The 15,614-nt window shown below is 34.3% G+C and carries 14 protein-coding genes; 12 read left to right on the top strand and 2 right to left on the bottom strand.

Going from position 1 to position 15,614, the window contains the following annotated elements:
- Positions 1-145 precede the first annotated feature (145 nt).
- From JC605_RS09220 to JC605_RS09190, 7 genes are all read left to right on the top strand, one after another.
- On the top strand, positions 146-1,402 hold the full coding sequence (locus JC605_RS09220) for a retropepsin-like aspartic protease (RefSeq protein WP_198855892.1): 1,257 nt from the start codon (positions 146-148) through the stop codon (positions 1,400-1,402).
- Between the two features lie 552 nt (positions 1,403-1,954).
- Positions 1,955-2,365: a cupin domain-containing protein gene (locus tag JC605_RS09215; RefSeq protein ID WP_198855891.1), complete on the top strand. Its 411-nt coding sequence runs from the start codon at positions 1,955-1,957 to the stop codon at positions 2,363-2,365.
- Positions 2,366-2,762: 397 nt separating this feature from the next.
- Positions 2,763-3,749: an alpha/beta fold hydrolase gene (locus tag JC605_RS09210; RefSeq protein ID WP_198855890.1), complete on the top strand. Its 987-nt coding sequence runs from the start codon at positions 2,763-2,765 to the stop codon at positions 3,747-3,749.
- 118 nt (positions 3,750-3,867) lie between these two features.
- Positions 3,868-4,278, top strand: coding sequence for an organic hydroperoxide resistance protein (locus JC605_RS09205; protein ID WP_198855889.1), 411 nt, complete (start codon positions 3,868-3,870; stop codon positions 4,276-4,278).
- Between the two features lie 117 nt (positions 4,279-4,395).
- Positions 4,396-5,130 carry a thioredoxin family protein gene (locus tag JC605_RS09200; protein ID WP_198855888.1) on the top strand — a complete coding sequence of 245 codons (735 nt, stop codon included), beginning with the start codon at positions 4,396-4,398 and terminating at the stop codon, positions 5,128-5,130.
- Positions 5,131-5,494: 364 nt separating this feature from the next.
- Positions 5,495-6,511: a sensor histidine kinase gene (locus tag JC605_RS09195; RefSeq protein ID WP_198855887.1), complete on the top strand. Its 1,017-nt coding sequence runs from the start codon at positions 5,495-5,497 to the stop codon at positions 6,509-6,511.
- On the top strand, positions 6,492-7,259 hold the full coding sequence (locus JC605_RS09190; RefSeq protein WP_198855886.1) for a LytTR family DNA-binding domain-containing protein: 768 nt from the start codon (positions 6,492-6,494) through the stop codon (positions 7,257-7,259). Before JC605_RS09195 ends, JC605_RS09190 begins: the two co-directional genes overlap by 20 nt.
- A 207-nt stretch (positions 7,260-7,466) precedes the next feature.
- Here the strand turns inward: JC605_RS09190 and JC605_RS09185 are convergent, their stop codons facing one another.
- The gene (locus JC605_RS09185; RefSeq protein ID WP_198855885.1) at positions 7,467-7,862 is read right to left on the bottom strand and encodes a DoxX family protein; all 396 of its coding nucleotides are present in this window, start codon (positions 7,860-7,862) and stop codon (positions 7,467-7,469) included.
- A gap of 461 nt (positions 7,863-8,323) precedes the next feature.
- Entirely contained in the window at positions 8,324-9,379 is a 1,056-nt protein-coding gene (locus JC605_RS09180) for a nitronate monooxygenase family protein (protein ID WP_198855884.1), read from the bottom strand.
- 222 nt (positions 9,380-9,601) lie between these two features.
- Between JC605_RS09180 and JC605_RS09175 the strand changes: the two genes are divergently transcribed.
- The 5 genes from JC605_RS09175 (at position 9,602) to JC605_RS09155 (ending at position 15,612) form a co-directional block, all read left to right on the top strand.
- Positions 9,602-10,435, top strand: coding sequence for a universal stress protein (locus tag JC605_RS09175; protein ID WP_198855883.1), 834 nt, complete (start codon positions 9,602-9,604; stop codon positions 10,433-10,435).
- Between the two features lie 591 nt (positions 10,436-11,026).
- Entirely contained in the window at positions 11,027-12,073 is a 1,047-nt protein-coding gene (locus JC605_RS09170) for a beta-ketoacyl-ACP synthase III (protein ID WP_198855882.1), read from the top strand.
- Positions 12,074-12,111: 38 nt separating this feature from the next.
- On the top strand, positions 12,112-13,206 hold the full coding sequence (locus JC605_RS09165) for a sensor histidine kinase (RefSeq protein WP_198855881.1): 1,095 nt from the start codon (positions 12,112-12,114) through the stop codon (positions 13,204-13,206).
- A gap of 5 nt (positions 13,207-13,211) precedes the next feature.
- Positions 13,212-13,967: a LytTR family DNA-binding domain-containing protein gene (locus JC605_RS09160; protein ID WP_198855880.1), complete on the top strand. Its 756-nt coding sequence runs from the start codon at positions 13,212-13,214 to the stop codon at positions 13,965-13,967.
- Between the two features lie 499 nt (positions 13,968-14,466).
- Entirely contained in the window at positions 14,467-15,612 is a 1,146-nt protein-coding gene (locus JC605_RS09155) for an efflux RND transporter periplasmic adaptor subunit (RefSeq protein ID WP_233074073.1), read from the top strand.
- Positions 15,613-15,614 lie beyond the last annotated feature (2 nt).

Raw genomic sequence — 15,614 nt, 5'->3', positions numbered from 1 at the left:
AAATCAGGATGGCGGTAAAATGCTAATCCTGATTTTTTTTTAAATTTTAATTTTTGAAAACTCAATTCCAAATCAAATAATCGGAATTTTGAACTTCAATTTTTTTCCGATTTTCCTTATATTTAACATTCAAAAAATCAGATAGATGAATTCTAACAAACTTTTATTGGGGCTTTTATTTGCGGTACAAATAGTATTAGGGCAGACGAAATCAGATTCTATTTTAAAACAGCTGAGTAAACAGCATCAGTTTGCTAAAATGGACAGTCTTAACAGCAAGGAAAAGGGTAAAGATTATTATTTCTATAAAGGATTATATGCCAATGTGTGCAATAAACCAAAGCTGTCAAATCAGTATTTGGACAGTCTGAAAAATAACGAACTTATAAATAGTTATGAATTTACAAAGCTAAAAGATGATAATTACATCAAACTCTTTAGTTATAATTCGGCTTATATGGCTTCTAAAATTTTGACGATGAAATTTCAGCAGCGTTTTACCAAAGAAGAACTTCAGGATGAAATAAATACACAGCAAATTTGGAAGACGCTTAGAGGTACTAGGCCACAATCTATAGATAAGTTTACTAAAATTACTGTTGCCGCTGTAAAAGACAAAGCGGGTTTGATTACAACAGAGGTTAAAGCAAAAGATACGCTGTCTCATTTTGTTTTTGATACTGGGGCAGGAATTAGCTGTATTACAGAAAGCATAGCTAAAAAAATGGGAGTTAAAATTCTTCCAGACAATAATATTTCGGTGGAGAGTTTTACAGGACAGAAAAATAAAGTCCGTATTGGTGTTGCGTCTGAAATTAATTTAGGAGAATTAAAAATTCATAACGCAGTGTTTTTAGTATATCCTGATAAGGCTTTTACTTTTGCAGATGGAGCGTATGTGATTAACGGAATTATTGGTTTTCCGATAATAAAAGAGTTAGGAACAATTACTTTTGAAAAAGATAAATTGACGTTTTCTAAAGAATCAGAATCAGGTACAAACGAAAAAAACTTGTTTGTAGACGAACTAAGAGCGATTGTAATGCTGAAGTATAAAAGCAAGACCCTACCATTTAATTTTGACAGCGGCGCAAAAGTAAGTTTGTTTAATAAAGCTTTTTACGAAACGTTCAAAACCGATCTTGATTCCATAGGCACTTTAGAAACGACAAAATCATCTAGCGCTGGTGCAGAAGTTGTTTCGACTGAAGTTTTGGTTTTAAAAGATCAGCCAATATCACTCGGTAACAAAACAATTCAGCTTCCAAAAATGGAAATTTCCCCAAAGGATTACGGCGTTTATGGCGAAGTAAACTATGGGAATATCGGTCAGGATGTACTTGGCCAATTTGAAAAGGTCGTGATTAGTTTTGATGGTAATTATTTGAAACTAGAGAATTAGAATTAACCATAGAAGAATTATATAAATCAGGATAGTAATAACATACTATACCTGATTTTTTTTTGCTAACTGTTTATTTAACCGCAAAGTTCGCAATCCCGATAGCTATCGGGATACGCAAAGTACACAAAGATATTTTTAGAGTTAAATTTATTTCAAGTATTAAGAACGCAAAGCTTTGTGGATAAAACTTTGCGGATTTTCGAATTTTTATTCTAGCCACAGATTTCACAGATTAGCACAGATTTGAAATCCTTTTAATCTTTATTCCCGATAGCTATCGGGAGTGGCAAAAGAATAAAGACAAAGCTTTGCGCTCTTTACGTTTTTATAAATTTCCTACAAGCAAAAAACCTTTGCTCCCGATAGCTATCGGGATTGCGGTTAAACCTCAAATATTTTGCATCTCACAAATCACAACTCACAACTCGCAGCCTGTCCATTTCGCCCTGAAGTTTGTCCGTTTCAACTATTTTCTCATTTCGTAAGAAGGGTTATCGAAATACTTTTGACAAAGAAATTAACGAAAACAAATAATTTAAATCAGAAGTTATGGAAACGAAAAAACAAAAAACATGGGTTATAATCGCAATTATAGTTTTAGGAATCATTGCCTTTTTGGTTCCGAATCAGATTGCGGCACAAGGAGTAAAACGCGTCGATTTGCAAAAACATGATCTAAGTACTCCGGGAAAAGAAATGGTTCAGGCACGAATCGATTTTGACGGGCATGCTGCTTTCGGGAAACATTCTCATCCAGGCGAAGAAGTTATTTATGTAGTTGAAGGTTCGCTGGAATATCAAATTGAAGGCAAAGAACCTGTAACCTTAAAAGTGGGAGAAGTACTTTTTATTCCTGCAGGTGTAGTGCATTCGGCTAAAAATAATACAAATGCTAAAGCATCAGAACTGGCGACTTATATTGTAGAAAAAGGAAAACCTATTTTGACTATGAAAAAATAGTTTCAAGTTGAAATGCGGGTAGTTTTTTAACGCAAAGATCGCAAAGGATTTTCGCAAAGGAAGCGAAGTTCTGTTTAAGGAGAATGTCAATAGACATTAAGTTCGCAAAGCTTTGTGTGAATCTTGGGCTTTTTAATCTCGCAAAGTCGCGAAGTCGCAAAGTTTTATTTATACAGCTTTGTGAACTTAAAAAAAACTTAGTTTCAACTCAAAAAAATCTTTGTGTTCTCTGCGAATCCTTTGCGCTCTTTGCGTTAAAATTATCCCAAATTAAAGCCTGTCCATTTCACCCTCAACTTTGTCCACTTCACCTTTTTTTACCTTTTAAAACAAGCATTGTCAAAATACCTTTGACAAAGAAATTAACTGATAATCAACTAATCAAATAATAAAAAATATGAAAACACTATCAAATATTCTAATCGCTATTCTTTTTATGAATGCAGCTTTCACTCAAGCACAAACTTCAATACAAAAAACAATTGAAGTGAGCAGTTCACTAGGAACTTTAAAACAAATCAATGCTGGATTATTAAACGTAGGTTATACCGAAGCAGGTCCATCAAACGGAACGCCAGTAATCTTGCTTCACGGCTGGCCTTATGATATTCATAGTTATAATGAAGTAGTTCCGATTTTGGTTGCAAAAGGATACCACGTTTTCACACCATATCTACGCGGATTCGGGACAACGACTTTTCTTTCTAAAGAAACTTTTAGAAATGGTCAACAAGCGGCTTTAGCAAGTGATATTATCGCTTTTATGGATGCCCTTAAAATTGACAAAGCAGTAATTGGTGGTTTCGACTGGGGTGCTAGAACAGCGGTTGTAGTATCGGCACTTTGGCCAGAACGCGTAAAAGGTTTGGTTTCGGTAAGTGGTTATTTGGTGGTGAATTTAGAAGCAAACTTAAAACCGCTTCCTCCAACTGCTGAGTTAGGATGGTGGTACCAATATTATTTCGCAACCGAAAGAGGAAGACAAGGTTATACTCAAAACACTTATGATTTCAATAAATTAATCTGGAAAATCGCTTCTCCGTTATGGAATTTCGATAAAGCAACTTACGATCAAACGGCTCAATCTTTTGACAATCCAGATCACGTAGCAATTGTGATTCACAATTACAGATGGAGACAATCTCTAGAAGCAGGTGAAGCAAAATATGATAATCTAGAAAAACGTTTAGCAGCAAAACCAGAGATTAAAGTTCCAACCATTACAATAGGAAGTGATTTTGATGGCGCTTTCGCGGATGGAAAAGCATACGCAAGCAAATTCACAGGAAAATATGAACACAGAATTTTAAAAGGAATTGGACACAACGTTCCACAAGAAGATCCAAAAGCGTTTGCACAAGCGATAATAGATGTATCTAAATAATGGTGAATTGTAAATGGTGAATGGTTAATTATTCTCACTCACTTTTACATTCCACAAAGCAATAACATTAAGCATATAAAAATTTACAATTAATAATTCACAATTAACAATTAATAACATGGACACAAAAGTTTTATACACAGGAAAGACACATACAACAGGTGGTAGAGAAGGAGCTTCTCAAAGTTCAGACGAACAATTGAATATTAAATTAAGCGCACCGGGATCTTCGCGTCCGGGAACAAATCCAGAGCAGTTGTTTGCTGCGGGATGGTCAGCTTGTTTTATTGGAGCTTTAGGAATTGCAGCTTCTAAACTTGGGGTTAGACTTCCAGCAGAAACCGCTGTAGATGCCGAAGTAGATTTATGTGTAACAGAAGGAGAATATTCGCTTCAAGCTAGATTAAATATAAGTCTTCCTGGAATTGACACTTCAACAGCAGAAGCTTTGGCGGCACAAGCACATCAGACTTGCCCATATTCTAAAGCAACGAGAGGAAATATAAATGTTGAGATTAATATTCTATAATTTCCAAATCGTATAACCTGCAAGGTTTTCAAAACCTTGTAGGTTTAAATTATTTTTAGCACATCTTATAATCAGACCTACAAGGTTTTGAAAACCTTGCAGGAAATAAATAGAATTATGAAAAAGATAAAAATTTTAAGTGGCTTTGTTATGCTGTTTTTTTTAATTGGAAACAGCGTTTTTAGTCAAAACAATTCAAAGGGTTTTGCACTATTAGAATTATACACTTCAGAAGGCTGTTCGAGTTGTCCGCCAGCAGATGAATTGTTGGGAAAAATTCAGAATGAATATCGTGATAAAAACGTTTATGTATTGGCGTATCATGTAGATTATTGGGACAAGCAAGGTTGGAAAGATATTTTCAGCAATGCCGATTTCACCAAAAGACAATACGATTATGCTCAATTTTTAGGAAAAGAACCAATTTATACACCTCAAGTAATCATTAACGGAAAAACAGATTATATCGGTTCTCAGGAAACGAGTCTGCGAAACGGAATTAAATCGGTACTTTCTAAACCAGGTTCAGTGAGTTTAAATTTAGAAGCAAATCAAAATGAAAATTCAATTTCTGTGAATTATAATGTCGAAGGCACTTCAAAAAACAGCCGTTTATTGCTTGCAGTTGTTCAGAAAGAAGCTAAAAGCAATGTGAAAAGAGGCGAGAATGCTAATCGAGTTTTATCGCATTATCAGATTGTTCGTAATCTGCAATCTGTAGATTTAAATAAAAATAAAAAAGGAACGGCATCTGTTCGTCTTCCTAAAAATTACAATGCGCAGGATTTCGAAATCATTGGTTTTGTTCAAGATATGAATTCAGGTACTATTTTAGGAATTAAGAGAGTTTAGCTTTAGTATTAAAAAAATCTCTCGTAGATTTTGGAGATTATGCAGATAAAAAAATCAGCTAGATCTGCTAAATCTGCGAGAGAAATTTACCGATTCAAAGAACCTAGTTTTTTACTCCCAGTTTTTCCACACAGTTTGTCATCCCGAGGAATGAGGGATCTCCACAAGAAACTCCGCAAACAAAATCGACAATCTTTGTAGAGCTACTTGCGGGGATCCCTCGTTCCTCGGGATGACAAAAAATGAGAAAATAAAGTTTTACGAGATTAAAGTTTATCTGCACTTATCTCCTAAAATCATTAAAAATCTGCGTGAAATCTTTTTCAAATAAACTTATCTTTGATCATAACAAACCAATTACAATATGGAAAAAACAAAACGTTTTCAGGTTTCGCTCAAAGTCATTTGGGGAAGTTCGGTTGCATTGGCAGTTATGGCTTCGATACCTAAATTATTTGATGCCGATTCTACACTTGGAGACCTTATTATAAATTCTTCGATTACGCTGTTGTTTTCCCTTTTTATATGGTATTACAACATTTACAGTTTGCCAAAGTTTTCTGCCAATCATGCCAATAAAAGTCTCTTTAACTGGAAACTTTTATTGAGTGTTATTCTGGGGATTGTTTTAATGGTGATTCTGGTAATTGCGCATCAGGAACTATTTCAGGTTTCAAAAATGGATGCGCCAATCATGTTTGAACTTCGTGGAGTTTTAATCAACTTGATTGTATATATGTTTTTGCATTTGCTTTTTCAAAACTATCAAACACAGCAAATGGGAGTTGAGCTAGAACGTACAAAAGCCGTAAATCTTGGCGCTCAATACGAATTATTGAAACAGCAGGTAAATCCGCATTTTTTGTTTAATAGTTTGAATACACTAAAATCGATGGTCGATATCCAAGATCCGCAGAGTTCTGATTTTATCTTGAAATTATCTGATTTTTATCGTTTTACACTAGAAAGCAGAAAAATGGATTTGATTCCGCTTCGCGAAGAACTACAAATTTTAGATTCGTATGTATATCTGCTAAAAGCACGTTTTGAAGACGGATTTGTCTTAGAAAACGAAATTGATTCCAAACAGTACGATTCGGCAATTCCGCCTTTTACTTTGCAGTTATTAATCGAAAATTGTATCAAACACAATGTTGTTTCTTTAGACAAACCTTTAAAAATAAGACTTTATACAGAAAACGAGTTTTTGGTAGTTGAGAATAAAATTCAGCTCAAAAGAGGCGCCGTGTCTACAGGTGTTGGTTTAGATAATATCAACCAGCGTTTTATGCACCTGATTCATAAAGAAATCGAAATTGACAAAGACGAAACTACCTTTAAAGTAAAAATACCACTTAATTATGACTATCATAATAATTGAAGATGAAGTAAAAACAGCCAAAGCACTTGGCCAACTAATTCTGAGCATCAGACCCGATGTTCAGATTTTGTCATATATACAAAGCATTGACGGCGCAGTAGATTATCTTTTGGAAAACGATCAGCCAGATCTTATTTTTATGGATATTCAGCTGGCAGACGGTCAGTGTTTTGAGATCTTTAAGAATGTTGAGGTTTTGTCGCCTGTAATTTTCTGTACTGCTTTTGATGATTATGCCATCGAAGCTTTCAAATCAAACGGAATTGATTATGTTTTGAAACCTTTTTCTAGAGATAGTATTTCGCAAGCTTTAAAGAAAGCTGGAGAACTGAAAAACTTCTTTCAGAGAAACAAAAAGGCCATGCCCGATTTTGATTATTTGTTGAGTAGAACTGGTGAAAATAAAGGAAAAAGCAGCTTTTTAGTTTTCAAAAACAATAAATATCAAACCGTTTTAACGGAGAATATTGCGTTTTTCTTTATCAAAAATGAAACGCCAACGATAATGACTTTAGATAAAAATGAATATCCGTTAACGCAGTCGTTAGATGAAATTCATAAGCTTTTATCTCCAATTCAGTTCTTTAGAATCAACAGACAGTATTTGGTTAATTTTTCGGCCATTCGTGAAGCAGAACATTATTTTTCGCGTAAAATAATCGTGAAATTAAGTGTTCCGACAGAAGAAAAAATATTGGTTGGAAAAGAAAAAGCAACCGCTTTTTTAAGCTGGTTAGAAAACCGATAAAACCAATTAATTTATCATTTTCTGAGATAAACTAATTGGCTTGATTTTATAATCCTGGAAACATAAAACAGCTTATGAAAAACAAAGCTGAAAGTATAAAGCAGAGAATTAGAATGATCTTTTTCATCTTAGTTTGTATTAGAGTAAGAAATAATAAAAATGCCTAATATCAATTATTAGGCATTTTTATTTTAATGTAGTTTTGTTTTAATTGATTGCTGATGGAGTATAAGTTGCTGTATACAGTTTTCTGTACATAGCATACGTTACGCTTACCATTACAAAGGCAATAATCGCGTCTGTCGCAGCGCCAAAACCTAAAACGGCAATTTTTGAAAAGAAAGCAAAGATGATATCGAAAAATACGCCTGCGAAAACCCATTCTTTTAATCGTAATAATTTGTTCGGAATTAAAAGTGTAATAACACCAGCTACTTTAAAAACGCCAAGGATGTAAATGAAATGTGCTGGATAACCCAATTGTTGTGTAATTCCCCAAACCAATGGATTGTTTGTTAATTCGAAGAAACCGCTTGCGCCAAACCATAAAGAAGTTAATACTGCGCCTGTCCAATAGATAATTTTTGTTGTTTTTGAGTTCATGATTTTGATATTTAAAGTTATTTAACGGTACAAATGTGCGTTGAAAGCTTTAAAATCGAAATCAGAATTTTGTTGAAACGGACAAACTTTGGGGTGAACTGGACAGGGAGTGGATTGGTGTATTTTACCGCAAAGCGCTCAAAAATTCTTTTGCATATAAATGGTGGAGATTTTAAGTTCATAAAGGTTTATTTCACGCAGATTTTAAATAATTTAAACAGATAAGCGCAGATTTTTTTAAGGCTTAAAAATTAAAATCTGCTAAAATCTGCAGGATCTGGGTGAAACAAAATCATTTTAATCTTATTAATCTGTGGCTTTAAAAAAAACTTTGCGACTCTGCGACTTTGCGAGATTAAAAAAGTTTAAGCACAAGCTTAACAGCTAGTAAGACCTTTGCGAACTTAAAATCTACAGCATTTACATAAAAAAGAACCTTAGCGCACTTTGCGTTAAAAAAACTAAGCAGACATTTCAGCAATTAAAGCCTGCATCAACTCGCCGGCTTTATGGTATTTTAAATTGCTTGTGTTTTGTCCCGACCAGAAATTTACTAAATCGGTTCTTTCTTGAGCTAAAGCAGCAGTTTTTAAAGAAGCCATTAATCTAGTTTGAAGCGGAAAAGGAAGCACTTCAGATTCAAAAGGAACAGTGTCAGATATTTTATTGCAAACCATTCGGCCCATTCTTCCTGTAAGCGATTTTGAAATTGTTGTCGGAATATTGGGATTTGCAAACAATGTTTCTTTATGTAAAGGCACAGCAGCAGATTCGTCGGTAACCATAAAAGCAGTTCCCAATTGGACAGCATCGGCACCTAAAGTCATAGCAGCGGCGATTCCCTTAGCATCTATAATTCCGCCAGCAGCAATAATTGGCGTTTTGGTTTTTACTTTTAATTGCTGAATGAGACTAAATAATCCTGTAAAAGAATCTTGAGCAGGTTTTAAGAACGATGGCCTGTGTCCGCCAGCTTCAAATCCTGCGGCGACAATTGCGTCTACTTCGGCATCTTCTAGTGCAAGTGCTTCTTCTAATGTTGTGGCAGCACCAACGGTTTTTATTCCAAGTTTTCTGCTTTCTTGAAGAATTTCTTTTGACGGAATTCCGAAAATGAAACTAAAAACAGCAGGTTTGAGTTCGAATAAAACTTCTACTTGTTTTTCAAATTTAGAAGGAATATCAGAAGATAAATCAGGAAGCGAAATTCCTAATTCATCAAAGTAAGGTTTAAAATTATGTTTTAACTTTTCTAATTTCTCTTTTGGATAATTTATAAGACTTTCGTCAACATCATTAACCCATAAATTGATGTTATAAGGTTTAGAAGTGGCAAGTTTGATTTCTTTTCCGGCTTGTCGAATTTCTTCAGGTGTGAGCGTATAAGCGCCGTAACTGCCCAATCCGCCTGCGTTGCTTACAGCCGCCAAAAGTGAAGCTGTAGAAAAACCGCCTCCCATAGGGCCTTGTAAAATGGGATGCTCAATGCCTAGTAATTCTGTTATTTTGGTTTTCATGCGTGAACCTAATTTTTAAACGAATAGTAAAATTACTAAAATATTAAAACGGTTCGCTTCAATAATTTTTATTGTTTTTTAAAGTAAGAAACAAAAAAGGAAAGGCTGTTTTTTCAGGAATGAAATTTTACGGTTGAGTCGTTAAAAATGATTATTCGGTTATATAAAAAAAGATTGAAGCCTTTATTTGAGCACTTTTGCGAGAAAGTTTAATTATATTCTATGAATTCACCTCTTACTATAATCGCCGCAACAAATTTTTCTGCCATCGCCACTAATGCAGTTAATTATGCCGCTGGACTTGCCAAAGCCACAGGCGCAAAATTGGTTTTATTTAATTCATTTTCATTGAGTGTGCACAGTGCTAACTCTCATATAACTGCAGATGCAATGCAAAAGCAGATTGAAAGAGCGATTTCTAAACTAGAAAACTTAGCTAAAGAAATGGCCGATTCGTTTAAAATCGAAACAGCAGCAATCTGTACGTATTCTTTTTTGGAAGATGAACTTCCGAAAATTATTGCAGAAACAAACGCAGATGTAGTTGTAATGGGAATGGCCGAACGTTCTTTTGAACAGGAATTATTAGGAAATTCGACTACAACGGCAATTAAGAATCTTCAAATTCCCGTTTTGGCAGTTCCTGAAAATGCACATTTCTTAAATATCAAAAAAGTATTATATGCATGCGATAGTTTGAGTTTTTCGGCTATTAAGAAATTTAGCTGGATTAAAAATGCTTTGGGAGATTTTGGTGCAGAAATTGAGTTTTTTAGTGTAGACGAAAAATTAGACGATTTAAAAGAAGAACAACACAGGGTTTTAATGAATTCGAATATCGAAAAAGAATTTGAAGATGTAAAATATCTTTATAAAACGGTAAGATCGAACGCTGTTATTAACGAAATCAGAAAAGAAATTAAGAATTACGAGGCCGATTTACTGATTATGGTACCTCAAAAATACGGTTTTTGGGATTCTTTGGTTCATAGAAGTAAAACTAGGATTTTGGCAGCAGGGCTTGATATTCCATTATTGTCGTTTCCGAATTATTAAAGATTGATTTGATTTAAAAATAATGATATAAAAATTACAAGGTTTTTTTGAAGAAATTTTATCAGAATAAATTTTAACAGATTTTTTTTGATTTTAGGGATTCTATAATTTTTAGCGTTTGTTGCCGAATTTCAAAATTATATTTTAACATTTGAGGCAGTTTTGTTAATTATTCTTAATTGTCTGTTAGTTTCAGATTTTTTTAAATTAATTTTGTGGCACTCTAAAAACTTAAATGCAAATAGGTTTTTTATCAGTATGGCAACAGCTACAATTGAGAGTTATCTACAAACTGAAACAGCATTATATGATTTTAAAAATAAGATAAATTAAAGATTATATACCAAGTAATACCGAGAGAACACTTGGTGTATATTTTTAATTTATTTTAATTGGATTTTGTATAATCTTTTTGGTTTGTTCAGGTTTTTAAAACAATATTTCTCAGAAAAGTTATTGTCAGCAGATTTAATCGGCTTTTTAGGAATGCATTTGTCTTTCCTGCGTCAGTTCTAAAGAAACTGTAAAAAGAAGAGAAAAGTATTAAGCATTGGGTTCTAAGAGTACAAAGCTTAAAAAAAATAAAAAACAATGAGCGCAGTAATTACAGCAATAGGTGGTTTCGTACCATCATCAATTCTGACCAATAAAAAGATTTCAGAAACAGTTGATACATCGGAGGAATGGATCATTAAAAGAACTGGAATTAAAGAACGTAGAATCGCAGACGACGACACAGCAACATCTGATCTTGCTGCGGCAGCGATTGAAAATCTTTTCGAAAATTATAACGTAGATCGAAACGAGATTGAAGCTTTGCTTGTCGCAACAGCAACTCCCGATCACATTTTAGCACCAACTGCAAGTATTGTTTGCGATAAAAGCGGACTTACAAATGCTTTTGGGATTGACATGAATGCAGCTTGTAGCGGATTTCTATATGCGCTAGAAATGGGAGCAAATATGATCGAAAGCGGACGTTATAAGAAATTAATCATCGTTGGAGCTGATAAAATGAGCTCTATCGTAGATTATGAAGATCGTAATACTTGTATTCTTTTCGGAGATGGAGCAGGTGCGGTTTTGTTAGAAAAAACAGAATCTGAGTACGGTTTAATGAAAACGATTTTAAAAACTGACGGAAGCGGAGTTTCTTCTTTGGCTGTACCGGCTGGAGGTTCTAGAAATCCAACTTCTATGCAGAGTCTTTTGCACAGAACGCATTATTTAAAACAAGACGGAGCTTTTGTATTTAAGAGAGCCGTTGCAGCAATGAGCCAAGTTTCTCAAGATGCTTTGGTAAAGAATGATTTGGAAGCAACTCAAATTGATTGGGTTGTGCCACATCAAGCCAATTTGAGAATTATTAATGCTGTAGGCGAAAGTTTAAATATTGATTCTGATAAAGTAAAAGTAAATATTGACCGTTACGGAAATACAACATCGGCAACAGTTCCTTTATGTTTATGGGATTTTGCAGCTGATTTCAAAGAAGGTCAAAATGTATTGATTACTACTTTTGGTGCAGGTTTTTCTTGGGGCGCAACGTGTCTGAAATGGGGCGTTATGCGTGAGAAAAATCCAGTTGCTACCATAAAAGCAAACAAAAAAGAAGAGGGTGTTCTTGTTGAACACTAATAAGATAGGATTTTTCAATTTTACAGTTGAGGGAATTAATGGGTAGAAAGAACCAAAATAAAAAATCGGGCAAGAATTTTTTCTATAAATACTACAGGGTTATAGTAATTCCAGCCGTTTTTTTGGTCTATCTTTCTTCGTATTATTTTCTAAATCCGTACCGAAATTTTGAAGAAGAAGGTTTGCTCGATTTAGATCAGACCTTCGATATCTTCATTATTTTATTGTATTGCGCCATCCTTACAGAACTAACTTTGTTTGTTGGACGCAAATTAAATTACTACATCAGTTGGGAACAAAATCCGGCTTTTAGAGCAATAGCACAGTTTATTTGTCTTATTGCCGGAAATATACTTTTAAACTATTTTTTCTCTTGCCTTTGGGATTATTTATATCCATGTACTGCTTTAGAAGAAAATGATTTGGTTGTAATATGGCAGTCTAAAATTATGGCTGCAATTATTTCGCTTTTTATAAGTGCCATTCATACTGGAATATTCCTATTAAACAGATGGCGTTTAAATGCTATAGAAACTACAGAATTAAAGGTTAAAGCCTCTGAACTTCAAGAAGCGGTAACGCGTTCAAAATTAGAATCTCTTAAAATGCAGTTAGATCCGCATTTTGTATTCAATAATTTCAGCACTTTGACAGAGCTGATTTATGAAGATCAGAAAGAAGCAGCTTCGTTCTTAGAAAATATAACGAGAGTATATCGTTATATGATTTCGAACTCAAATAAAGATACCATTACAGTAAAAGAGGAAATCGAATTCTTGAATGCGTATTTTTATTTGCTGAAGAAAAGATTGGGCGAAAAAATAGATTTAAAAATTGAGGTTGACGCTGCTTCGCTTGCACTTCATTTACCGCCTTTAACGTTGCAATTATTGGTAGAAAACGCCGTAAAACATAATATGGCAACTTTGGCCAATCCGCTTACGATTACTGTTTTCTCTAATTCTGGAGATATTATTGTTCGGAATAACTTGCAGCAAACAGCTGGAAAAAGTCTGGTTTCAACAGGAATTGGAAATAAAAATATTGAATTTCGTTATAAAATTTTATCTGAAAGAATGCCAACTTTTAGCGAATCAAATGGCTATTATGAAGTGCATCTGCCATTAATTTAAGAATTATGAAAATTTTAATTGTAGAAGATGAAAGCATTAACGCCAGCAGGTTAAAGAGACTGTTGGAAGAACTAGAACCCAATTGTGAAATTTTAGACATAATTGACACGGTTGTCGATACTGTTTCATGGCTCAAATCTAACCCAAAACCCGATTTAATTACAATGGACATTCGTTTAGCAGACGGACTTAGTTTTGCTATATTTGATGAAATCAACATCACTTGTCCTGTAATTTTTACTACAGCTTATGACGAATATGCAATTCGTGCTTTTAAGGTAAACAGCATCGATTATTTGATGAAACCCATTGAAAAGACGGAGTTGGAGTTTGCCCTAGCTAAATTCAAATCTTTAAATAAAAACGAATCTAGCGTAACCAATATCGCAGGAATCCTAAAAGAACTGATCGAAAAACCAGTTTTTAGAATGCGTTTTTTGGTAACGTATCGTGACGGCTATAAAAGTGTAGACGTTTCAGATATCGACTTTATATATTCTGAGTTTAAAACCAGTAATTTGTTTCTTAAATCTGGTGTCATTATCTCAATTCCGCAAACTATGGAAGAACTGGAGCAAGAATTAGATCCGAATATCTTTTTCCGCGCTAACCGCCAGTTTTTCATTCGTGCCGAAAGCATTAAATCTATTGCGAACTATTTCAACGCAAAATTAAAAATCCAACTTAGACTAGATCCCGAACGCGAGGTAATCATCAGCAGAGAAAAAACTCCTTTCTTTAAGCAGTGGATGGATAGATAAGAAAGTTTCTAAGATGCTGAGATTCTAAGTTTTTTTGTTTTGCCACGAATTCACGAATTTTTTTGATACGAAGATGCGAATTTTTTTCTGCCACGAATTCCACGAATTTCCGCTAATTTTTTCCTGTGTTTATGATGTTTTGCTCTCATTTTTGTCATTTCGACGAAGGAGAAATCTCCACAAGTAGCTCCGCAATCTATAGCCAATCTTTGTAGAGTTTCTCGCGGAGATTTCTCCTTCGTCGAAATGACAAACGTTGCGTTTTACCAACTTGGCGATAAAAATTCGAGAAATTATCCACAGTATTTCATAAAACAATTTTAATTAGAGAAAATTCGTGGAATTCGTGGCAGAAAAAACTTCGCGCCTTAGCACCTTCATGGCATAAACCCAAGCCAACGTTTCAGTATCAAAAAATGTCGTTTGGGTAAATTTCTTCCTTAAAAAAGCGGTTTTACGCTGTTATTTTGCTGCCAAATTTGAGGTAATTCATTTAAAAATGAAAAGTAAAATGACAAAACAGTTTTTTAAAAATAATAAAGCAATTGGCAGAATTGCAATTTTATTGATAACCATTTCTCTTGCATCATGTGGGAAAAGCGGAGATGCGCAGATGGCTCCTCCAAAGCCAGAAGTAGACTTTCTTCAGACCAATTCGGCAACAGGAGAAGTTGAAAAGAAATATCCAGGAACAGTTGAAGGTTCTGTAAACGTTGATATAAAAGCACAAGTATCAGGTTATTTGGAAGCAATTTATGTAAAAGAAGGAGATTATGTAACCAAAGGACAATCTCTTTTTAAAATTAAAGGCGACGTTTATGCCGAACAAGTTAACAATAGTCGTGCAGCTTACAAAAGCGCTTTGGCAAATCAAGCAAATGCGAAACTGGAAGTAGAAAAAATTAAACCTTTAGTAGAAGGAAAAGTTTTCTCAGACATGCAGTTAAAAACGGCGCAGGCCAATTACGAAGCTTCAACTGCACAAGTAGCACAGGCTAAGGCCGCTTTAGGATCATCTCAGTTAAATGCCGATTTCTCTTTGATTAAAGCTCCTGTAAGCGGCTATATTAGCCGTATTCCAAACCGAATTGGAAATTTAGTTACACCGACAGATGCTATTCCGCTGACTGTTTTATCTGAAATCAATAACGTCTTCGTTTATTTTTCGCTAACAGAAGCAGATTATTTAGCTTTTTCTAAAGATTCAAAAAGTAATCAGACTGTAAGTTTAATTATGGCCGATGACAGCGAGTACGATCAAAAAGGAAAATTGGAAGTGGCGAGTGGAAACGTCGATCGTGCAACGGGTACAATTGCTTTAAAAGCTATTTTTCCAAATCCAAAAAAAGAATTACGTGCGGGAGGTTCTGCGAGAATTGTCTTGAACAAAAGTTTGTCATCTGTAATTACAGTTCCAATGGCGAGCGTAAAAGATATTCAAGATAAATTCTTTGTTTTTATTCTAAAGGAAGGCAATAAAGTAGCTATGGTTCCAATCGAAATTGCAGGAAGTGCAGGAGTAGATTATTTCGTAAAATCCGGATTAAAATCTGGAGATAAAGTAGCGTTGAATAATATCGATGTACTTTATGATGGAATGGAAGTCGTTCCAAAAATCGCTGCTAAAAACACAAGCAGTAAATAATT

Source organism: Flavobacterium sp. IB48 (assembly GCF_016405855.1).
Taxonomy (GTDB): Bacteria; Bacteroidota; Bacteroidia; order Flavobacteriales; family Flavobacteriaceae; genus Flavobacterium; species Flavobacterium ginsengisoli.
This window is presented reverse-complemented; position numbering and strand designations above follow the sequence as displayed.